Origin of the sequence: Neorhizobium sp. NCHU2750 (genome assembly GCF_003597675.1) — a bacterium.
Classification (GTDB): Bacteria; Pseudomonadota; Alphaproteobacteria; order Rhizobiales; family Rhizobiaceae; genus Neorhizobium.
Genome location: NZ_CP030829.1, coordinates 217,712 through 237,641, shown reverse-complemented (window position 1 = coordinate 237,641; position 19,930 = coordinate 217,712). Strand labels below are relative to the sequence as shown.

The window sequence follows — 19,930 nt, the reverse complement described above, 5'->3', positions numbered from 1 at the left end:
CTGCATAGGGAAACGGACGATCCCACAATATCGAAGGCATGTGCCAGGATTTGAGTGCTGATGCTGTTCATGTCCGGTTTCCAATTATTCCTCGGTTGACGGTGATAACCTATCGGAGGGTCTTGCGGCTCACGAGGCAAATTAATCTATCTTTATTGTAGAATTTGGATGCACTTTCGCCGACGCATCCCGGATGGCCGCCTATCTTCTCGTTGCGTTGGATTTGCAGCGAGGTCGACGATGATTGAGACCCTCATCATTCCGGGGCTGAACGGCTCCTCCGATGATCATTGGCAGCGGCACTGGGCACGAGAACAGCAGCGCTCCCTTGTCGTCGAGCAGGATGACTGGACATGTCCTGTTCTCGAAGACTGGCAGATGAGGCTTGATGAGGCACTGTCGAAAACCGATGGTGCCTTTCTTGTTGCACACAGCCTGGGTTGCCTGCTGGCGGCCAGCTATGCCGGGCGCCATCAGGCCTCTCTCATCCGCGGTGCGCTTCTGGTCGCGCCCTGCTCCCTGGATGCCGCACTGAAGCTGCATCCCTGCATGATCGATTTCGGCCACGAGCCTCTGGAGCGGCTACCTTTCCCAAGTCTCGTCGTCGGCAGTCTGAACGATCCCTATATGGGAGTGCAGCAGCTCGAGCGGCATATGAAGGCCTGGGGTAGCGAGCTGGCGACGATCGGCTTTGCCGGCCATATCAATGTCGCCAGCGGTTTCGGGCGGTGGCCGGAAGGATATGACTATTTCGAGCGGCTTGTCCGACCTGTCGTGCTTGCTGAACAGCCTATGGCGGTTGCTCCGCCGGTCGGGGCCGGGAGCCAACCGTCGGCGCTTTAAGTCCACTCGTGAGGCCCGTGCCGGATTGAAGCTTGTCCGAGCCTCCTGTAACGATCTTTGTCATGAGACAATGATTGTGGCCGGTTATCCGGCCCATGTGGACTTTCGGATGCTGACCAAAAAGGGCAAATACGGGCTGAAGGCGCTGGTTCATCTGGCGCAACTCGAACCGGGCAAAACCGCGTTTGTCAGCGAGATTGCCGAACAGAACAACATTTCCAAGAAATTCCTGGACGCCATCCTGCTGGAACTGCGCAAGGGCGGTATCCTGCGTTCCAAGAAGGGGCCGGGTGGCGGTTATGCACTGTCAAAGCCGGCATCGCAGATTTCCATAGGGCAGGCCGTTCGCATTCTCGACGGCCCGCTGGCGCCGATCCGCTGTGCCAGCAAGACGGCCTTCGAGGCCTGCGATGACTGCGACGACCCGGAAGACTGTCAGGTCCGCCATTCGATGATGGAGGTGCGGGACGCCGTTTCCGCCGTGCTGGACAACATGACGCTTGAGGAAATGGTTGCCAAGCGTTCGACCCGACCGGCCGAAAAACAGGCACAATAGTCAGAACTGGCCATTCGGCTGCGGCAGCTTGCCATTAAGGTGGAAGTCGCCAAGGGCATGATGCTTCCAGCGCACCGGATCATGCACCGTGTGGGTGCGCGCATTGCGCCAGTGACGGTCGAGGTTGAGGCTTTCATCGGTGGCCGAGGTGCCAGCCAATTCGAAGAGCGTATTGGTTGCTTCCAGTGCCGCCTCGGTTGCCAGGATCTTTGCAGCGGCAACCGTCAGCGACGCATCGGTGACCGTGTCGGCTGATGGCGATACCTGGGCTATGTCCACCTTCCGGCCGGCGCGCTCGATGACGGCTGCCGCCGCCTCGATCCTGGCGGCAACCGATCCTGCCCTGGCAATGGCAAGCGGGTCGCTGCTGGCAATCTCTATGCCGAGGTTGCGATTGCCGCGCGATTTCGTTTTGACGAAATCTATCATGTCGGCAAAGGCGGCGCGCGCGATGCCGAGATCGATTGCAGCATGCAGCAATTGCCCAAGCGAGCCGAGCGGCGAGGGATGTTCGAATACCCTGTAGTAATCGATGACGGAATCGGCTGCGACATAGACATTGTCGATCAGGACCGTTCCACTCGCCGTCGTCCGCTGCCCGAAGCCCGTCCAGTCGTCGATGATCGTCAGGCCTTCGGTCGCGCGCGGCACGATTGCCATCATGATCCGATCCTGGATATCCAGCGCGAATATGGCTATCCAGTCGGCAAACAGCGCCCCGGTTGAATAGTATTTCTGGCCGGAAATGCGAAAGCCGGGTCCATCGGCCACCAATCGGGTACTCACCATGCCGGCGGCCTCGGCATTCTTTTCGGCCAGTGCATTGGCAAAATGATCGCCAGCCAGCGCCCTGCCGAAGAAATAACGTTTCTGTTCCTCGCTGCCGGCAAGCCGCAAGACATCCAGAATATAGAAATGGTTTTGCGGGATCTGACCTATCGAGCTGTCAGCCTCCGACAGGATCGCCAACACTTCTGCGAGGAAAGGATTGGAAATGTCGGCACCACCATATTCGACCGGGACTGTAATTCCGAGCAGTCCCGACTGGCCGGCCATTTCCATCTCGTGATGGGGCAGTATCCGCTGACGGTCGCGAAGGTTCGATCCCGAGCGGATCTCATCCGCCAGAGACTTGGCCGCTTCGATTGCTTCGTCTTCCGTCCTGATGCAAGGGGCCAGGGCCCTGAGCGTTTCTGCCAAGCTGATGACCTTGCTCATAGCAACCTCCCGGATCAGGGCGGCATTCAGCCACGGCGGATGAGGTTAGAGAAGAAATAAACCTTCAAATAGCGCCGTGACCGGAGCGTTTTTTTTCCTCGACGATCTATTCTGCGGCGATCGCGGACGAAAGAGAGCGGGCGCCGATAAGCAGCGAAGCTTCACGAAGGGCCTGGTCGACGCGACCGAGAATGGCCGGGGAGGCGGTGCCGTCGATAAAGTCCCGGCCCGAGGCATAGATTGCCGTTGGCGTGACGAAGGCCTCGAAGAAGGCAAACAGGGGGCGCAACTGGTGCTCGACCACGAGTGAATGGCGATCGCCGCCACCGGTCGCCGTCAGCACGATCGGCTTGCCGCGCAGATCTGCCGGGTCGAGCAGATCGAAGACATGCTTGAACAATCCGGTATAGCTTCCCTTGTAGGTCGGCGAGCCGATGACGAGCGCTTCCGCCTCGATGATCGTCCGCACCACTTTGCGGGCGGCAGGATCAAGATCGGCGACCGAGCGGGCCGCGGCGAGCGATGGCCCCAGATCCTCGATGTCGAAAAGGGCATGGTTGAGGCCGGATTGCCTGGCCAGCGCCTCGGTCACGCTTTCAACGAAGCGCCTTGTGCTTGAAGGGCGGGAGAGATTGCCCGAGAAGCCGACGATCAGATTGTTGCTCATTGCTGTTCCTTCCTGGATGTCGGTGGTTTGACGTCACGCCGTCTTGAGGATCGACAGATTTGCCGGATAGCTCTCTCGGGTGGTTTCCGCCCGGTTCCATCGATCGAAGGCTGCACGGCCAAGGATCGAGATGGCCGTATCTTCCTGCGGCGCATGGACCAGCACCGATTGAATGTCGCGGAAATGTCGCTCAAGTCCCAGATCCGCACTGAGGCCGGGATTACCGATGCCGCGCACGGCGATCTGGGCAGCCTCGCGGATCTGCCGGCCGGCCAGAAGCCTTGCCCTTATCAGCCGCTCGGCGTCGACCTGGCCGCTTTCAAGGGTCGAAAAGATGATCTGCCGCGCGCCGGAAACGAGGAGGTCGATCTCACCTGACAGGGTGACGAAGCGCTCGGTACGGGCGATCGGGTGGCCGAGATTGGCGGGGACGCGTTCATGGGCAAAGCGGATGAATGCATCCTGCGCCGCCTCTGCCGCGCCGAGATAGATCGCCGTCATTGCCAGGTTGATCGCCGCATGAGCCCGGTTATCCTGCTGGGCGATTGCCGGATCGACCAGTTCCAGGACGTTTTCGGCCGGGATCTCGACATCCGTGTATTCGACATCATGGGAGCCGGTGGCCCGCATGCCGAGGCTCTTCCAGTTCTCGATGATCCGTATGCCGGGAAGGCCGTTGGGAACGACGAAGGTTCCCACCCGCGCGGGTGTTTCGTCCGTCTGCGCCCAGACGAGGAAGTGCGTCAGCCCGTGAGCGCCGGTGACGAACCGTTTGCGGCCGGTGATCGACCAACCGCTCGCGGTGCGTCGCGCACGCGTGGCTGGAAGCCCGCCGCGGGCAGGTGAGCCGAGTTCGGGTTCGACCCGGGCCGCATTGAGAAGCAGCGGACGCTGTTTCGCCTCCGCCAGAAGACGCCGGTAGAGACCATCCGGCCAATGGCTCTTGGTCGCCTGACCGAGATGGTTGAAAATCGTCATGGCGCTGATCAGGGCAACCGATGGATCGCCCCGCCCCAGTGCGGCGAGAATATAGGCGGCGTCAACGAGCGTGCCGCCTTTGCCGCCGTAGCGCAGCGCGACCGTGCTTTCCAGAAGCCCGCTTTCGTGGACGGCATGAATTCCGGCCCAGGGAAATTGGCCGGTCTGATCAGCATCCGCGGCGGCATCGGTCAGAACGCGCACGGTGGCGTCAAGAGTGACTGGATCATAGGGCATGGGGTGGGGACTTTCTGGTTGTCGGATAGTGTCATCTTGCGGCGGCGCAGATTTGTTGCGGGCACGTGCTTTCGGGGAGAGCAGCCCGACTTTGCGGCCGGGCCCCTCATGTCAGGCGGCGGCCTTCCGCTTGGCCTCTTCGCGCTCGCGGATGCCCTCACGCACCAAAGGCAGCACGTAGCGCCCGTAGTCGACCGCATCATTGTAATTGTCGTAGCCGCGGATCGAGATCAGATCGGCCCCGAGGTCGATATAGTCGAGGATGGAATCGGCGATCGTCCGCGGTGAGCCAACCAGCGCCGTCGTCGCACCGCTGGCATTGGTCGCCGTGACGGTCGGGTACCAAAGCGCGCGATCATGCACGTCGCCGCGTTTGGCGATATCGAGAAGCCGTTGCGAACCGACATTGGCCGGCGGCGCGGCATTGACCGGTGCGCGGTGGAGGCCCTTCTGGCGATTTTCCGTCAGTCGGTCGAGAACCTTGTGGGCCTTCTCCCAGGCCAGTTCGTCAGTCTCGGCAACGATCGGGCGGAACGTAACCCAGATGCGTGGGCGGTCCGTACGACCGGCCTTGGCGGCTTCGGCATAGATCCGGTCAATCTGTTGCCTGGTTTCAGCCAGCGGTTCCCCCCATAGGCCGAAGATATCGCAGAGCGAACCGCCGATCCGGTAGGCGGCATCGGACGAGCCGCCGAGCGAGATCGGAATCAGCCCGTTGGTCGGGCGAACGGCGCTGCGGAACTGCTTGAACTGGTAATATTTTCCGTCGAAATCAAAGGGCTCTTTCGACGTCCAGGCGAGGCGCAGGATGCGGATATATTCTTCCTGACGCTCATAGCGCTCTTCCTTGGTGAGGAAGTCGCCTTCGCGGGCCTGCTCCTCGTCGCTGCCGCCGGCGATGAAGTGGACCACGACGCGGCCACCGCTCAGCTGATCGAGGGTCGCGAGCGACTTGGCGGCGACGGTCGGATAGACCGTGTTCGGCCTCAGCGCGACGATGATCTTGATGTTTTTCGTGTGAGCAAGAACCGTGGCACCCAGAGTGAAGGGGTCGAAGGAGGATGAGGAATAAGGGATCAGCGTATAATTGAACCCATAATCGTCGAGAGCGCGGGCGTACCGTTCGAGAAAGCGTGGGTCCGCCGGGGCATCGGGAATGGGGTTCAGGTCGTTCGATGCATTGGGAAAGCTGACACTGATGAATTCCGCAGCCATGGGAGCTCCTTGAGGTTTCGGAAGAGTGAGATGAGGTTAGGGGGAGGTGAACGGACGAGGAAGACAGCCTTTTCTTTTTCTATCGATTATGTAGAAAATATTCTCTGCCTTGCCCTTACACCGCAATACGCGGTTACGCCGGACTACAAGGTGGACGAGATGTGCTGGTCATCGTCGCGATCGTCATGCGATCTGCTCCTGTTTGACGCGCAGCCGGGATGGAGGTTGAGGCACACGAACCGGATCGACCAGACCCGCCGGAACCGATTCCAGCAATGATGCCGTATAGGCATGCTGCGGATTGTCGAAAATGTCCCTGACCGCGCCATGCTCAACGATGCTGCCGCGCCGCATGACCGAGACCGTGTGTGCCAGCTGGCGAACCAATGCGAGATCGTGCGAGACGAAGATATAGGTCAGTCCAAGGCGCGCCTGCAGGGAAAGCAGGACCTCAACAATATCGGCCTGGACGCTGACATCGAGGGCGGATGTCGGCTCATCGAGGACGATCACATCGGGCTTGAGAACCAATGAGCGGGCAATCGCCACCCGCTGGCGCTGGCCACCAGAGAGGGCGCCAGGTTTGCGATCCAGCAGATGTTCTGCCAGCCCGACATTGGCGAGCGCCTCGCGAACCTGCCGATCGCGCTCGTCGCGCGTGCCGATCCTGAACCGGTCGAGAGGTTCGCGGACCAGTTTCCCGACGGTCCAGGTGGGATCGAGGGATGTGAACGGGTTCTGATAGACGAGCTGGAGATGCCGCCAGACCGATCGGAGGGAAGCTTGCGATCGTCCTCTCAGGAGCTCGCCGGCTACCGAGATTTCACCGCTGTCCGGTTCGTCCAATCCAAGCAGGAGACGGATGGTCGTCGTCTTGCCTGAACCGGATTCGCCAACCAGAGCATGGGTCGTGCCGGCCGCGACCGAGAAGGACACATCATCGACAGCGGTCAGAACCTTACCGTCTACTGAAAATGTCTTGGTGACCGAATTGACCTCAATCTTGGGCGCATCATCTATGTTCCGCAAGCGAAGTAGCGGATCACGCAGCGCTGCATAACGATCCGGGTTGAGAGCCGGAACGTCCGCATGCAGCTTGCGCGCATAGGCAGATGTCGGTGAGGAGAAGACGGCTGCTGTCCTGCCGGCTTCCTGTATCGTGCCGTTCTTCAGCACGACCAGCCTGTCCGTGCGTTCGGCAGCAATCGCAAGGTCATGGGTAATCAGGAGAAGGCTGATATCCAGATCGTGCTGCAGGCGGGAGAGCAGGTCGAGTATCCGTTTCTGGATCGTCATATCGAGGGCAGATGTCGGCTCGTCGGCAACCAGCAGGGCGGGGCGAGGCAGGACTGCGAGGCCGATCAACACCCGCTGCAGCATGCCGCCGGAGAGTTGATGCGGATAGGAATCGTAGACCCGTTGCGGGTTGTCGAGCCCGACCTGCGCGAAGGTTTCCAGAACGACGGCCTTGCGAACGGCCGCATCCGTTTCATCCGTCAGGGCCGCGGCTTCCATGGCCTGCGCGCCGATCGTGCGCACCGGATTCAGCGCATTGCCCGGATCCTGTGGCACGAACCCGATCTGTCGCCCCCGCAAGGGTCGGAACCGGCGCTCGGGAAGCGCCAGCAGATCTTGCTTATCGAGCCTGACGGTGCCTGTAGCCGAGGCGCCATTTGGCAACAGGCGTAACACGGCGCGGGCGATGGTCGACTTGCCGGAACCGGATTCGCCGATCAGCGCAAGGCTCTTGCCACGTTCCAGTTCGAAGCCGACGTTATGGACAACCGCTCTTTTGCCGTAGGAAACCGACAGGTTTTCCACGCTTAGCAGAGCCGGAGCCGTTTGTTGGGCCGGGGGCACGGTAATGGCATGAATGAGTGCTGTGGTCAGTCTGTCTTGCGAAGCCATCGGCTGATCCTGTTCACGGAGAGTACGGTGAGGATGGTGATGAAGGCGGGGGCGTAAACGAGCCAGGGCCATTTGAGGTAGTCCTTGCCGATCGAGATCAGCAGGCCCCAGTCGGAGGCGGGCGGCGGGTCGCCGTAGCCGAGAAAGGCGAGGCTGGCGATCACCAGGATCGAATCGCCGAATTGCAGGACGGCGAGCGGCAACACCGAACGCGACGCATTCGGCAGGATATGGCGCCAGAGGATGAAGGCGCGCGAACCGCCGAGCAGAAAGGACGCTTCGACGAAGGTTGCCTGCCGTGTCTTGATGACTTCCGCACGGGTGACGCGGGCAAAGATCGCTACCGCGGAGACGCCTGTCGCAATTGCTGCATTGATGGTCTCGAAGCCGATGGCGGTGACGACGATCACGGCGAGCAGGAATTTCGGTATCGAGAGCAGGACATCGACGAGACGGGCGAGAACGACATCCACCCAGCCACCGAAGAAACCGGCCAGCAGGCCGATCAGGCCGCCGACAACGACGCCGATGACGACGGCGACGAGCGCGCTGGAGACTGAGGAGGCAGTGCCGTAGACGACACGGGCATAGACGTCGCGCCCGAGATGATCGGTACCAAACCAGTGATCGAGGCTTGGGCCATGCAGCTTCTCAGCCGTGACCCCGACGACGGGGCTATGGCCGGTGAACAGCCCGGGTGCCAGAGACCATCCGATGATCGCTATCACGACCAGAAAGGAGAGCGCAACGGTCGGCGGCATGCGAAGCGCCGACAGCCAGCGGCCTTGCCTTGTCGTGGAAAGTTCAGGGCTGGAAGTCATACTCATGGAGTGGCCACCTTGGTCGTGCCGATTGAAGCCTCGTCGGTCGTGGTCGGTCGCCGTTTCGATCCACCGAGGAGTTTCACGCGTGGGTCAAGCAGCGGATAGAGAAGATCGGCGATCAGGTTGACGAGTACGAAGACCACGGCGCCCAGCGAGACCACGGCCTGCAGCACAGGCAGGTCCTGTGTGCTGACCGAGCGCTGCACGAGACTGCCGACGCCCGTTCGTCCGAAAACGGTTTCGGTGATCAGCGAGCCGCCGAGAAGCTCGCCAATGGTAAGTGCCACCACTGTGACGACGGGCAGCGATGCCGGCTTCAATAGATGCGTTGCAAAGAGCCTTGCCGGACCGATACCGCGGCTACGGGCAACCGCGGCATATTCCTGTTCCGCCTCGCGATCGAGATTGGCGATCAGAACCTCGGCAATCTGGGCCGATACGGGAATGCCGAGCGCAATCGCTGCGAATAACGTCGCCCAGAAACTGTCCGGATTGATGACGCGAAACAGGCCGATCTGGAAACCGAAGACATGGATCAGAACGAGGCCGATGACAAAATTCGGTACGGAGAGGAACAGGGACGGGAAGCCGCGCAGCAATCCCTGGCCGTAACGCTTCGGCACGAAGCGCGTGCCATAGGCGACGACCATGGCGAGCACGAGGGCAACGGCAAGGCCCGCCGAGGCGAGGATGAGTGTCGAGGGCAGGACCTCGGCAATCAGGGTCACCACCGGTCGGCCTGAGCGCATCGAGATTCCGAGATCACCGGTCAGAAATCCGGACAGCGCATTCCACAATTGCACCACGATCGGCTTGTCCAGCCCCTGGGCGGCAATGATTTCGGCGATCTCTTGCTCGGAAAAGCCGTTCTGCGGATTGCGCAGAACGCTGGTTATCGGGTCGCCGGGCAGAATGCTGACGACCACGAAGGTGAAGACATAGGCCAGCAGTATCACGACGACCGCTTGGCCGAGCCGCTTGGCGGCATAGGTCAGGTAGGCATTGTTCACGCCGATACCCCTCTCACGTTGAACGGTTGCGATGGGTCTCAATCGACGATGTGGGCCGTGTAATAGCTTGCGTAGGCAACGCCGTTGTAGACTTCGCCCCTGAGCGTCGGTGATTGCACATAGATGCGCTGGACGATCTGGGTGCGGGGGATGAAATAGCCCTGCTCGAGAACGTAATGCTGCAACTCGTCCAGAAGCGGGTTTCGCTCATCGAAGGACGCCGCGCCGGCAATCCGGTCACGCAGGCCGTTCAGGGTCGCATCGCGATCGTCAAGGGCAAACCAGTTCTCGCCATTGTTGGCATTGGTGAGAATGCTCGCGACGGTTCCCGCGTCGATGAAACTGCGGGTCACTTCGTAAGCCGGAACGGCCGCGCCGCCGAACCTGACCTTTTCGCCGAAGGTCACGACGTCATAGGCCCGAATGGTGACCTTCCAGCCGATCTTGCCGAGTTGCTGGGCAATGAGTTCGTCGACAGACTTGGAGGTCGCCAGATAGGGATTGGAGTGAATGGTGAGAGACAGCTGCTTGCCATCCTTGGTGCGGATGCCATCCGCACCCTTTGCCCAGCCCGCTTCGTCGAGCAGCTTTTCCGCCTTTTGCGGGTCGTAGGCCAGAAGGCCGCTCTGGTCGGTGGCGCCGGGGACGTTGCTCTGGATGAAAGACGTCGCGAGTTTCCAGTCCGGTGTGTAGACCGTATCGATGATTTCCTGGCGATTGATGCCGGCCTGCAGGGCCTGGCGAACCTTCACGTCGTCATAGGGGGCAAGCTTGGTATTCACCGCCCAGCCGTTGACGAAACCGAGATAGCGCGGTGTCGCGATCGTAAAGCCCTCATCCTTCAGCGATTTCAGCTCCTGGGGTGAGGCGTTGTAGGCAATGTCCGCCTGATTTGACTGGACTGACGCCACGCGCAGCGAGGGCTCTGAAACCAGCTTGTAGGTGATGGAATCGAGGAAAGCGGGGCCGGTATGGCCGACGGCGGCCGGGCCCCACTTATAATCCTTGCGTTTCACCAGCTTGACGAAGTCGCCTTCCTTCCAGCTGTCGACGACATAAGGCCCGCTGCCGGAGGTCTTGCTGAGGTCTGCCTGCTGCGAAGCGGGCTGGGCGATGCTTTTCGGCGAGATCAGGATCGAGCCGTGATAGCCGAGCGTCGGGATGAAACCGAGTGTCGGCTTCTTGAAGTGAACCTTCACCGTCGAAGCGTCGATCGCTTCTGCATGATCATAGGTCTTGGGGAAAAGGCCGATGGGGTTGATACCCTCGTTCTTGCGGCCGGCATACCAGATGTCGAGATTGGCAACGACGGCTGAGGCATCGAGGGGGGAACCGTCGGAGAAGGTCACGCCGTTCTTCAGGTAGAGGGTGAATTCGGTGGCCTGGTCATTCTGCTCCCAGCGTTCCGCCAGCCATGGGCTGACCTTGCCGTCGGCATCGACATAGAGCAGCTTGTCGGTGACGTGGCCCCAGATATGCCCCTGGAAGCTTGAGATCGCGCTGTTGTTCGGGATCCATGTATCGCCGAGCGAGTCGATCAGAAAGGTAATATCGCCACCGTCTCGCGGCGTGTCGGCTGCGAGGGCAGGATTGAATCCGGTTGCCGTCGCAATGGCGCCCGCTGCTGCAGCCACGGATGTGGTGATGAGCAGGCGGCGACGGGAGAGGGAAAATAGGGAGGAGCGTTCGGTCATGATTTTTCCTGAAAAAATGGGATTGTTGTGCCTGAAACCCGATTTTCAGCCGTCGCTTTCCGGCTTGGTCCAACGGGGATCTCCGGGAATTGCGCGCACAGGGCCTCGTCGTCCGCAGCGGTCCGCCGTGCGGTCGAAGCGATTGTCCGATAATCGAGGTTTTGTTGGCTTAGGCGGTTCGCTTGGGCAGGCGCCGCATACAGCGGCCGATTAACGGCATGCGTTGAGGCGCGCGCTTGCCAGAGCGCTTTCCGCTACACTTTCCGGTCATGACGCGACCCTCCCTTTCTTGATAAATATCACGGCGACCAGCCTAGCAGCTGAGCGCGTCGGAGAAAGATCGAGTGTTCTTTTTCTATAGAATTTATGGATTATTTTACTGCGATCCACGGCGGGCGGTAGCACTCGCTTTCCGCCGAGCCCTTCTCCCGGTGCGGCCTATTGCCGGAAGGTCATCTGTTCGAAGATCCGTACCGGCGGAAGTTCGCCTTCAAATCGCTCGACCTCGACTCTGGTGATCTGGCCGGTGCAGCCCTGCGCCAGCTTGGATGTGCCCAGATCGCGGGTAAGGATGTTGGGGTTGCCGTGAATGCACATGGCCGTCTCCGCCACGGGATCCTGTGGCTCGAACCATGCGCCGGTGGAAAGCTGCATTACGCCCTGCCGGACATCGTGGCTCAGCACTGCTGCGGCAAGGCAGCTGCCGCGACTGTTGAACAGGCGGACGATCTCGCCATCGCAAATGCCGCGGGCGTGCGCGTCTGCCGGGTTGATACGGACCGGTTCGCGATCCTTGATCTTCGTCGATCTGCTGAAATCGCCGTAGTCGAGCTGGCTGTGAAGCCGCTGATGAGGCTGGTTACAAACGAGATGCAGAGGGTAGGCGTTGCTGTCAGGCGCGGCTTCGGCGCGTGGCGGATACCACTGCGGATGGCCGCCGCAGTCGTCGTAATCGAAGGCAGCGATCGTCTCGGAAAAGATCTCGATCTTGCCGGATGGCGTCGGCAGCGTCGATACGGCCGGATCCTGACGAAATGCGCGTGCCGGCCCGCCTTCGTCCGGCCTGAGCGGCAGGCGCAATTCCCCCCGCTGCCAGAAATCGTTGAAATCCGGCGCATCATGCCCGCCCTCGGCCAGCGCCTTGCGCGTCGTCTCGAACAGGAATGCCAGCCATTCGCCACTGGTTCGGTTTTCGGTGAAAGCTTCGAACTTGCCGAGATGGGCGGCGATCTCGGCAAAGATATCGTAATCGTCCTTCGCCTCTCCAACAGGCTCGATCAGCTTCTTCATCGCGATCACGAGATCATCGCGGTCAGCCGCACCGATATCGTCGCGTTCGATTGTCGTCGTCGCGGGCAGCACGATATCGGCGTGGCGGGCTGTCGATGTCCAGGCGGTTTCGTGGACGATGATCGTCTCCGGCTGCCTGAAGGCCGTCCGCAGCCTGTTGAGGTCCTGGTGATGATGAAACGGATTGCCGCCGCCCCAATAGACGAGGCGAATATCGGGATAGTACAGGTTCTCGCCGTTATATTGGAACGCAGCTCCCGGATTGAGCAACATGTCGGCGATGCGCGCGACTGGAATGAAGTTAGAAACCGGGTTTTTGAACTGGTTGAGCGTCGGCAGCGGAACGGCAAGCAGATTCTTGCCGATATTGCCCAGTGCTCCGAGCGAATAGGAATAGCCGCCGCCATCAAGGCCGATCTGGCCGAGCATCGCGGCAAGAACAATCCCCATCCACACCGGCTGTTCGCCAAAGTCGGCGCGTTGCAGCGAATGGCTGACGGTAACGAGCGTGCGTGCCTTGGCCATGGCGCGGGCGAGGTCGCGAATGGTATCGACATCAATGCCGCAGATCGCCGCTGCCCATTCCGCGGTTTTGGAGTGGCCATCGGCCCGACCGAGGAGATAATCCTCGAAACGGTCGTAGCCGACCGTATAGCGCTCGAGAAACTCACGATCGTGCAGATCTTCGCTGACGAGGACATGAGCAAGGCCGAGCATCAGCGCCACGTCGGTGCCGGGCGTGATGGGCAACCATTCGGCTTCGAGGGAGGCCGGAAAATCGTCCTTCAACGGGCTCACCGAAACAAAACGTGCGCCCCGTGCCTTGGCACCGGACAGTTTCGGCAGAACGACATGCTTGCTGATACCGCCGCCGTGGACATCGGCATTCTTGATTGCCATCCCGCCGAAGGCGACGACCAGTTCAGTACTCCGCTCGATCGCATCCCAGGTGACGCTCTTGCGGTCGAACGTATCGTAAGGGCCGAGCACATGGGGGATGATGACCGAAGCAGCACCGGAGCTGTAGGTGTTGACCGACCGTACATAACCGCCCAGCACATTCAGGAACCGGTGGATCTGGCTCTGGGCATGATGGAAGCGCCCGGCGCTCGACCATCCATAGGAACCGCCGAAAACCGCCGTCGGGCCGAAATCTGCGTAGACGCGCTGCAGCTCGTTTGCCACCAGCCGTGTAGCCTCTTCCCAGCTGACTTCCACATAGTCATCGAAGCCGCGCTGCAGCGCGTGACCGGGCGAACGTTCAAGCCAGCCTCGGCGGACCGCCGGACGCCGGATGCGTGCCGGACTGTCGGCGATCGCAGGAATATTTCCAAGCAGGGGTGAAGGATGCGGATCGCCGGGATGTGGCATGACTTCAAGTTTGCCACCTTCAAGGCGGCCCGAAAAAGCACCCCAGTGAGAGCTGTGAGGCTTAAACGAATTCATGCAGCATTCCCCGGCGATTCAACTGTTCGCTATAAGGCTTCATGAAGCCGGATTGGGCAAGACCTTTCCGGGATTCATGATGCCGTTCGGGTCGATAGCGTTCTTGATCACGATCATCAGGTCCACGGCGTCTCCATGTTCCTGGCGCAGATAGGCGATCTTGCCCGTACCGACGCCGTGTTCGCCGGTCGAGGTGCCGCCGACGGAGATCGCATACTGGACCATCTTCTTGTTGATCGCGGCGACCTCATCGAGTTCCGCCTGATTCGACGGATCGACGGCAAAGACGACGTGATAGTTGCCATCGCCGACATGGCCGAGAATGGCCGCCGGCACGCTGCACCCCTTAAGAAGTTCGCGTGTCTTCAAGATGCAGCCGCTCAGTTCTGAAACGGGTACGCAGACATCGGAGGACCAGCCCTTGGCATTCTCGCGCTGGGACACGACGGCGTAGAATGCGCTGTGCCGGGCCTTCCAAAGGCGGTTGCGTTCCTCCGGAGCGTTGGCCCATTCGAAATCCCGGCCGCCGTTTTCTTCCACGATTGCGGCCACCATCTCGACCTGTTCCTGTACGCCGGCGGGAGATCCGTGGAACTCAAAGGCAAGCGTATCCTCGATCTTCAGCGACAGGCCGGAATAGGCGTTGACCGCCTTGATCAGGCCGCGGTCCATCAGTTCCATGCGGGCGACAGGAATGCCGAGTTGAACCACCTGAATGGCTGCGGCCACAGCCTGTTCGACGCTTTCGAACGAGCAGAGTGCAGCGGAAACCGTTTCCGGAATTCCGTAGAGACGCAGCGTGACTTCGGTGATGATCCCGAGCGTGCCCTCGGCGCCGACGAAAAGCCGGGTCAGGTCGTAGCCTGCCGACGACTTGCGTGCCCGACCACCGGTATGGATGATCTGACCGTTCGGCAACACGACCGTCAGCCCCAGCACGTTCTCGCGCATCGTGCCGTAACGCACGGCATTGGTGCCTGACGCGCGGGTGGAGGCCATTCCGCCGATCGATGCATTGGCGCCTGGATCGATCGGGAAGAACAGGCCCATGTCGCGCAGATGGGTGTTGAGCTGTTCGCGCGTCACGCCAGCCTCGACCGTGCAGTCGAGATCCTCGGGGCTGACGCGAGTGACCTGCGCCATGCGCGACAGATCGATGGACACACCGCCGCGCACCGCCGTCAGGTGGCCTTCCAGCGAGGTGCCGGCACCGAAGGCGATGACCGGCACACCTTCAGCCGCGCAAAGGCGCACGATCTCGGACACTTCCTCCGTCGTTTCGGCAAAGACGACCGCATCCGGGATCGCCGGCGTGTGATGGGATTCACCGCGGCCATGTTGCTCGCGAAGGGCCTGGGAGGTGGAAAAACGGTCGCCGAAACGGTTGCTCAACGTGCCGGAAAGAGAGGTCGAAAACCCGTTCATTTCGGTTCTCCATGAAAGGCCGGGCCTGTATCGACGGGGGTGTCACCCGGCTGGCCCCATTCGGTCCAGGCTCCGTCATAGATGGCGACGTCATCCTTGCCGGCGAGATGGAGTCCGAAGGCCAGTGCAGCAGCCGTGACACCCGAGCCGCAACTGGCGATCACGGGCTTCGACAGGTCGAGGCCGGCTGTTTCGAAGGCAGCACGGATCTTTGCCGTATCGAGGATCTCGCCGGTCTGAGGGTTGGTCAGCGCATTGAACGGCAGGTTCAGGCTGCCGGGAATATGGCCCGAACGAAGGCCGGGCCGGGCTTCCTTCTCTTCCGCGGTGAAGCGGGCAGCCGAACGGGCGTCGATGACCTGTTCGGCCTGTGTACCGATATTGCCGAGGACCTGGGCCTTGGAGCGGACGGATCCGGCATTGAAGCTTGCGTTGAAATGGCCGGGCGATACGGGAGGCAGCGCATCGGTGACGGGGCGTCCCTCCGCCAGCCATTTGCGCAGGCCGCCATCGAGGACGGCAACCTTGTCGTGACCGAAGGTTCGCAGCGTCCACCAGACGCGGCCAGCCGACATCAGGCCGGGCGTGTCGTAGACGACGACGGTACTGTCGTTGGAGATGCCGAGATCCGCCGCATAGCGCTCGAATGCCTCCGCCGATGGCAGCATGTGCGGCAATGTGGTCTCGTGATCGGCGATGGCGTCGATATCGAAGAAACGCGCTCCGGGAATGTGGCGGGCAGCGAAATCGTCCGCGGCAATTGGCGTGACGCCCGGCAATTTGAAGGATCCATCGAGAATGACGAGACCGGCATCATCAAGATGAGTTGCCAGCCATTCGGTGGAAACGAGGGAACCCGGAAGGGAAATAGACATGAAAGAACTCCGGAAATAAAGCGGCTGTTACCGACCGCCCGGCTCAGGCCGTGCGATCGACAGCCCGCGAGTACATCAGGCGACCAGTTTTTCGCCCTTCAGGTGACGTTCAAGGAAGGGCAGGCTGTCCTGGCCCCAATAGAGTTCGTCTTCGTACAGGAAGGTCGGAAGGCCGAAGACGCCGGCCGCCTTGGCCTTCTCGTGGCTCGCCTTGCGGATTGCCTGCACGGCATCGCTCTGGCCTTTTTCGTCCAACGACGCGCTATCGAAACCGGCGGCCGTGGCAATTGCCCGGCGAACATCTTCCTTGCCGATATCCTCGCCGCGGCCCCAGAATGCCTCCTGAAGTGCCTTGGTCAGCCTGAGCCAGTCTTGGCCACTCTCGGCGGCCGCGATTACCATGAAGCCGGCCGGCGAGGGGTCGGACAACGCTGCACGGTTTTCGAAGTTAAGCACCTTGCCCCGCACCGCAGCCCAGCGCTTGAGATCTTTCGTCCAGTAGGCACGGCGGGGCTCCGGGCGATTGCGGGCGTAGATGCCACCATTGTCCTCGATCACCGGGATCACATGAGGATGGATCGTGGCCTGATACTGCGAGGCGAGCGCTTCGAAAGCGTCCAGTCCGATATAGGACCACGGTGAGCCGACGCTGAAGAAGTAGTCGATGATCTTTGTCATGTCATGTCCTCTGGATATGTCTTGGCGGGTCTTCTCCGGCCGATCACTTCGGCAGGGCGAGGCCCGCGTCGCGGATCAGGATGCCGAACTGTTCGTAATCGTCCTGGGCGCGCTTGCGCACCTGCTCCAGTGTCTCGATGCCGGGAATGAGGCCGAAAGTGACGATGCGTTCGCGGACATCCGGTTGTTCGAGAATGCTGTTGAGCAGGCTGTTGAGCTTCGCCTTGACCTCATCTGGGGCTTTCGCCTGGATCGACACGGTATGCCAGCTGCGCGGCGCCCAGCCTGTAATGCCGCCTTCGACGGTCGTCGGCAGATCCGGCAGCTGTTGCCAGCGGGTATCGCCAAGCACCGCGATGCCCTTCAATGCGCCGGCCTTGATATGCTCGGCGGCTTCCGGGCCGATGAAGATCTGTGCTTCGTTGGCAAGTGTGGCCTGAAGGGCGGCGGGGGCGCCGTTATAGGGGATATGCAGGAGGTCGACACCACCCTTGTTGGCCAGCCACAGGCCGCTCAGATGACCGACGGTTCCCTTGCCGGACGTGCCGTATGCAAGAGCGCCCGGATTTGCCTTGGCATAGGCGATCAGTTCCGAGAGATTGCTGGCCGCTACGGACGGATTGACCGCGATGACCATCGGCGCGTCGCCGACGAGAACAAGCGGAACGAGATCCTCGATCGGCTTGTACTGAACCTTGGTCACCTGCGGAATGACGCCGTAGAAGCTGTTGGTCGACTGCAGCAATGTGTAGCCGTCGGCCGGCGTCGTCATGAAGTAGTTCGCGCCGATCGCACCGCCTGCGCCCGGCCGGTAGTCGTTGATCATCTGCTGGCCGGTCAAGGCCGTGAACTTCTCCCCGAGAAGACGGGAAATGTTGTCGCTCATGCCACCGGCATTGTAGGGCACGATATAATCGATCTTCTTCGACGGATAATCCTGGCCGAAGGCCGGCAGGCCGGAAAGCGCCGTGGCCGACAGGAGCGAAGCGGCAGAGAGAAAGCCGCGGCGGGTCATGTTGAAGGTCATTTCGGTGTCCTCTTGGCTCTTACTCGGCGAAGGCTTTCTGCCGCATTTTCTGGATGAACGGGAAGCAGATGCTCGAAAGCAGCAGCAGGGTCATGACAAGCATCGTCAGGCTGATCGGGTGGTTGATGAAGATCATCGGATCGCCGCGAGCAACCAGCATCGACCTGCGGAAATATTCCTCCATCATCGGCCCCAGAACGAAGGCGAGGATGAGTGGCGCGGGCTCGCAACGCCATTTGTGCAGGAAGTAGCCCAGAAGCCCGAAGATCGCGGTGAGATAGACGTCGAACGTGGTGAAGTCGACGCCATAAATGCCGACGATGCTGACGGTGAGGATCGTCGGAAACAGGAACTGGTAGCGAATCTTCAGCAGCTGCACCCAGATGCCGACCAGCGGCAGGTTGATAACCAGCAGCATCAGGTTGCCCACCCACATGCTGGCGATCAAGCCCCAGAAAAGCTCGGGCTGGCTGCTGATGATGCGCGGCCCCGGTACGATGCCGTGGACCATCATCGCGCCCACCATCAATGCCATGATGGCGTTCGAAGGGATGCCCAGCGTAAGCAGTGGCAGGAAGGCGGTCTGGGCCCCGGAATTGTTGGCGGCTTCGGGAGATGCAACACCTTCCACCATGCCGTTGCCGAATTCCTGCGGGGTCTTGGATACGCGCTTTTCCGCCGTATAGGCCATGAAGGAAGACAAGAGTGCGCCGCCGCCGGGAAGCAGGCCGAGGAAGAGCCCGATCAGGGTACCGCGGATGGCTGCGGGCGTTGCCCGGCGCGCTTCCTGTCTGGTCGGCCAAAGGCTGCTGATCGGATTAAGCGTTGGCGGCTTTTCGTCACGAACGGCATTTTCCAGCGTTACGAGAATATCGGCTACACCGAAGAGACCAACGACCAGCGGCACGAAGGGCACGCCGTTCAGCATTTCCATGAAGCCGAAGTCGTAGCGATACTGGCCCGAATTGACGTCCGTCCCGGCAAGGCCCAGCAGCAGGCCAAGGAAGATCATCGCGACGGCCCGCAGCACCGAACCCTGGGCAAGCACGACGGAGGTGATCAGGCCGAGGAACATCAGCATGAAATATTCGGGCGCACCGAATTTCAGGACCGCTGCCGACAGGATCGGCGCGAATGCCGCCATGAAAAAGGTGGCAACCGTCCCTGCGAGGAAGGAGGCGAGGGCCGCGACCGTCAGCGCTGCTCCACCGCGGCCGTTGCGCGTCATCGCGTGGCCATCCAGTGCGGTCACCACCGAGGATGCCTCGCCGGGAAGCCGCAACAGGATGGAGGTGGTCGACCCGCCATATTGCGCGCCGTAATAGATTCCGGCGAGCGTGATCAGGCCGGTTTCGGGCGGAAGCCCGAAAGTCATCGGCAGAAGGATGGCGATGGTAGCCGTCGGGCCGAGGCCGGGGAGTACGCCGACCAGCGTGCCGATCAGGCAGCCCGCAAGGCAGAAGAAAATGTTGGTTGGGGTCAGCGCGACACCGAGGCCGAGCGCAATGCCGCCGAAAACGTCTACGCCACCGATCATTGCAGCGCCTCCGGAAGCACGGGGATCTGCAGCCCAAGCAATGACGCAAATAGGAGCGTGGCGAGAACTGCGAGTATCAGGGCCGTCGCCAGGATCGTCAGCGGGCGCGATGTCTCATGTCCGAAACCGGCAATGACCACCATCAGGAATGTCGCAACCGGCAGGCCGAGCGGAACCAGCGTCGCCGCAAAGACGATATTGGAGGCGGTGATGCAGCCGATGATCCGCAGCCGGGCCGCGGTCTTGATCGGTTCGACATCGCTCGCTTCTGCCGGCGGCAGGTCCCTGCCGCGAAACAGGATGATGAGCGCTCCCAACAAGATCAGGCAGCCGGATACAGTCTTCGGAAAGAAGCCCGGCCCCATGCTGATGAAGGTTCCAGTCTCGTAGCCTCGCGCCACCCAAAGGGCGGCGAGACCTATGACGATCAGGAACGTGCCGAGTGGCACGTTGGTCTTGTCGCCAACGCTGTTATCGTCGATTTGCACGTTTTCCTCCACGC

The 19,930-nt window shown here is 61.1% G+C and carries 17 protein-coding genes; 2 read left to right on the top strand and 15 right to left on the bottom strand.

From position 1 onward, the window contains the following. Window positions 1-240: 240 nt before the first annotated feature. Together NCHU2750_RS25210 and NCHU2750_RS25205 are read left to right on the top strand one after the other, a co-directional pair. Complete coding sequence (locus NCHU2750_RS25210; RefSeq protein WP_245480489.1) at window positions 241-843, top strand: RBBP9/YdeN family alpha/beta hydrolase; 603 nt, start codon at window positions 241-243, stop codon at window positions 841-843. Window positions 844-952: 109 nt separating this feature from the next. After that, a complete protein-coding gene (locus NCHU2750_RS25205) occupies window positions 953-1,399 on the top strand; it encodes an RrF2 family transcriptional regulator (RefSeq protein WP_119944727.1) in 447 nt (148 codons plus the stop codon). Here the strand turns inward: NCHU2750_RS25205 and NCHU2750_RS25200 are convergent, their stop codons facing one another. The 15 genes from NCHU2750_RS25200 to NCHU2750_RS25130 form a co-directional block, all read right to left on the bottom strand. Beyond that, complete coding sequence (locus NCHU2750_RS25200; RefSeq protein WP_119944538.1) at window positions 1,400-2,617, bottom strand: SfnB family sulfur acquisition oxidoreductase; 1,218 nt, start codon at window positions 2,615-2,617, stop codon at window positions 1,400-1,402. Between the two features lie 106 nt (window positions 2,618-2,723). Next, window positions 2,724-3,284, bottom strand: a complete 561-nt coding sequence (gene msuE / locus NCHU2750_RS25195; RefSeq protein WP_119944537.1) for an FMN reductase — start codon at window positions 3,282-3,284, stop codon at window positions 2,724-2,726. Between the two features lie 33 nt (window positions 3,285-3,317). Then, window positions 3,318-4,499: an acyl-CoA dehydrogenase family protein gene (locus NCHU2750_RS25190; protein WP_119944536.1), complete on the bottom strand. Its 1,182-nt coding sequence runs from the start codon at window positions 4,497-4,499 to the stop codon at window positions 3,318-3,320. A 111-nt stretch (window positions 4,500-4,610) separates the two neighbouring features. Further along, window positions 4,611-5,714, bottom strand: a complete 1,104-nt coding sequence (locus tag NCHU2750_RS25185; RefSeq protein WP_119944535.1) for an LLM class flavin-dependent oxidoreductase — start codon at window positions 5,712-5,714, stop codon at window positions 4,611-4,613. A 183-nt stretch (window positions 5,715-5,897) separates the two neighbouring features. Then, a complete protein-coding gene (locus tag NCHU2750_RS25180; RefSeq protein ID WP_119944534.1) occupies window positions 5,898-7,622 on the bottom strand; it encodes a dipeptide ABC transporter ATP-binding protein in 1,725 nt (574 codons plus the stop codon). After that, window positions 7,601-8,449 carry an ABC transporter permease gene (locus NCHU2750_RS25175; RefSeq protein ID WP_119944533.1) on the bottom strand — a complete coding sequence of 283 codons (849 nt, stop codon included), beginning with the start codon at window positions 8,447-8,449 and terminating at the stop codon, window positions 7,601-7,603. The genes NCHU2750_RS25180 and NCHU2750_RS25175 overlap by 22 nt, the downstream gene beginning before the upstream one ends. Further along, complete coding sequence (locus NCHU2750_RS25170; protein ID WP_119944532.1) at window positions 8,446-9,456, bottom strand: ABC transporter permease; 1,011 nt, start codon at window positions 9,454-9,456, stop codon at window positions 8,446-8,448. Before NCHU2750_RS25170 ends, NCHU2750_RS25175 begins: the two co-directional genes overlap by 4 nt. A 38-nt stretch (window positions 9,457-9,494) precedes the next feature. Continuing rightward, on the bottom strand, window positions 9,495-11,150 hold the full coding sequence (locus NCHU2750_RS25165) for an ABC transporter substrate-binding protein (RefSeq protein WP_119944531.1): 1,656 nt from the start codon (window positions 11,148-11,150) through the stop codon (window positions 9,495-9,497). A 438-nt stretch (window positions 11,151-11,588) separates the two neighbouring features. Beyond that, window positions 11,589-13,886 (bottom strand): molybdopterin guanine dinucleotide-containing S/N-oxide reductase, encoded by a 2,298-nt coding sequence (locus NCHU2750_RS25160; RefSeq protein ID WP_119944530.1) that lies wholly within the window; start codon window positions 13,884-13,886, stop codon window positions 11,589-11,591. A gap of 39 nt (window positions 13,887-13,925) precedes the next feature. Next, on the bottom strand, window positions 13,926-15,311 hold the full coding sequence (locus NCHU2750_RS25155; protein ID WP_119944529.1) for an FAD-binding oxidoreductase: 1,386 nt from the start codon (window positions 15,309-15,311) through the stop codon (window positions 13,926-13,928). Next, window positions 15,308-16,186: a 3-mercaptopyruvate sulfurtransferase gene (sseA, locus tag NCHU2750_RS25150; RefSeq protein WP_119944528.1), complete on the bottom strand. Its 879-nt coding sequence runs from the start codon at window positions 16,184-16,186 to the stop codon at window positions 15,308-15,310. Before sseA ends, NCHU2750_RS25155 begins: the two co-directional genes overlap by 4 nt. A gap of 75 nt (window positions 16,187-16,261) precedes the next feature. Further along, window positions 16,262-16,864 carry a 2-hydroxychromene-2-carboxylate isomerase gene (locus NCHU2750_RS25145; RefSeq protein WP_119944527.1) on the bottom strand — a complete coding sequence of 201 codons (603 nt, stop codon included), beginning with the start codon at window positions 16,862-16,864 and terminating at the stop codon, window positions 16,262-16,264. Window positions 16,865-16,907: 43 nt separating this feature from the next. After that, window positions 16,908-17,891 (bottom strand): Bug family tripartite tricarboxylate transporter substrate binding protein, encoded by a 984-nt coding sequence (locus tag NCHU2750_RS25140; protein ID WP_119944526.1) that lies wholly within the window; start codon window positions 17,889-17,891, stop codon window positions 16,908-16,910. A 19-nt stretch (window positions 17,892-17,910) separates the two neighbouring features. Further along, complete coding sequence (locus NCHU2750_RS25135) at window positions 17,911-19,428, bottom strand: tripartite tricarboxylate transporter permease (RefSeq protein WP_119944525.1); 1,518 nt, start codon at window positions 19,426-19,428, stop codon at window positions 17,911-17,913. Continuing rightward, window positions 19,425-19,916 carry a tripartite tricarboxylate transporter TctB family protein gene (locus tag NCHU2750_RS25130; RefSeq protein ID WP_162939789.1) on the bottom strand — a complete coding sequence of 164 codons (492 nt, stop codon included), beginning with the start codon at window positions 19,914-19,916 and terminating at the stop codon, window positions 19,425-19,427. Before NCHU2750_RS25130 ends, NCHU2750_RS25135 begins: the two co-directional genes overlap by 4 nt. Window positions 19,917-19,930 lie beyond the last annotated feature (14 nt).

Bases quoted from the DNA above. Each gene is read 5' to 3' on its own strand.
- NCHU2750_RS25210 (WP_245480489.1), top strand. From the start codon at position 241: ATGATTGAGACCCTCATCATTCCGGGGCTGAACGGCTCCTCCGATGAT.
- NCHU2750_RS25205 (WP_119944727.1), top strand. From the start codon at position 953: ATGCTGACCAAAAAGGGCAAATACGGGCTGAAGGCGCTGGTTCATCTG.
- NCHU2750_RS25200 (WP_119944538.1), bottom strand. From the start codon at position 2,617: ATGAGCAAGGTCATCAGCTTGGCAGAAACGCTCAGGGCCCTGGCCCCT.
- msuE (WP_119944537.1), bottom strand. From the start codon at position 3,284: ATGAGCAACAATCTGATCGTCGGCTTCTCGGGCAATCTCTCCCGCCCT.
- NCHU2750_RS25190 (WP_119944536.1), bottom strand. From the start codon at position 4,499: ATGCCCTATGATCCAGTCACTCTTGACGCCACCGTGCGCGTTCTGACC.
- NCHU2750_RS25185 (WP_119944535.1), bottom strand. From the start codon at position 5,714: ATGGCTGCGGAATTCATCAGTGTCAGCTTTCCCAATGCATCGAACGAC.
- NCHU2750_RS25180 (WP_119944534.1), bottom strand. From the start codon at position 7,622: ATGGCTTCGCAAGACAGACTGACCACAGCACTCATTCATGCCATTACC.
- NCHU2750_RS25175 (WP_119944533.1), bottom strand. From the start codon at position 8,449: ATGAGTATGACTTCCAGCCCTGAACTTTCCACGACAAGGCAAGGCCGC.
- NCHU2750_RS25165 (WP_119944531.1), bottom strand. From the start codon at position 11,150: ATGACCGAACGCTCCTCCCTATTTTCCCTCTCCCGTCGCCGCCTGCTC.
- NCHU2750_RS25160 (WP_119944530.1), bottom strand. From the start codon at position 13,886: ATGAATTCGTTTAAGCCTCACAGCTCTCACTGGGGTGCTTTTTCGGGC.
- NCHU2750_RS25155 (WP_119944529.1), bottom strand. From the start codon at position 15,311: ATGAACGGGTTTTCGACCTCTCTTTCCGGCACGTTGAGCAACCGTTTC.
- sseA (WP_119944528.1), bottom strand. From the start codon at position 16,186: ATGTCTATTTCCCTTCCGGGTTCCCTCGTTTCCACCGAATGGCTGGCA.
- NCHU2750_RS25145 (WP_119944527.1), bottom strand. From the start codon at position 16,864: ATGACAAAGATCATCGACTACTTCTTCAGCGTCGGCTCACCGTGGTCC.
- NCHU2750_RS25140 (WP_119944526.1), bottom strand. From the start codon at position 17,891: ATGACCTTCAACATGACCCGCCGCGGCTTTCTCTCTGCCGCTTCGCTC.
- NCHU2750_RS25135 (WP_119944525.1), bottom strand. From the start codon at position 19,428: ATGATCGGTGGCGTAGACGTTTTCGGCGGCATTGCGCTCGGCCTCGGT.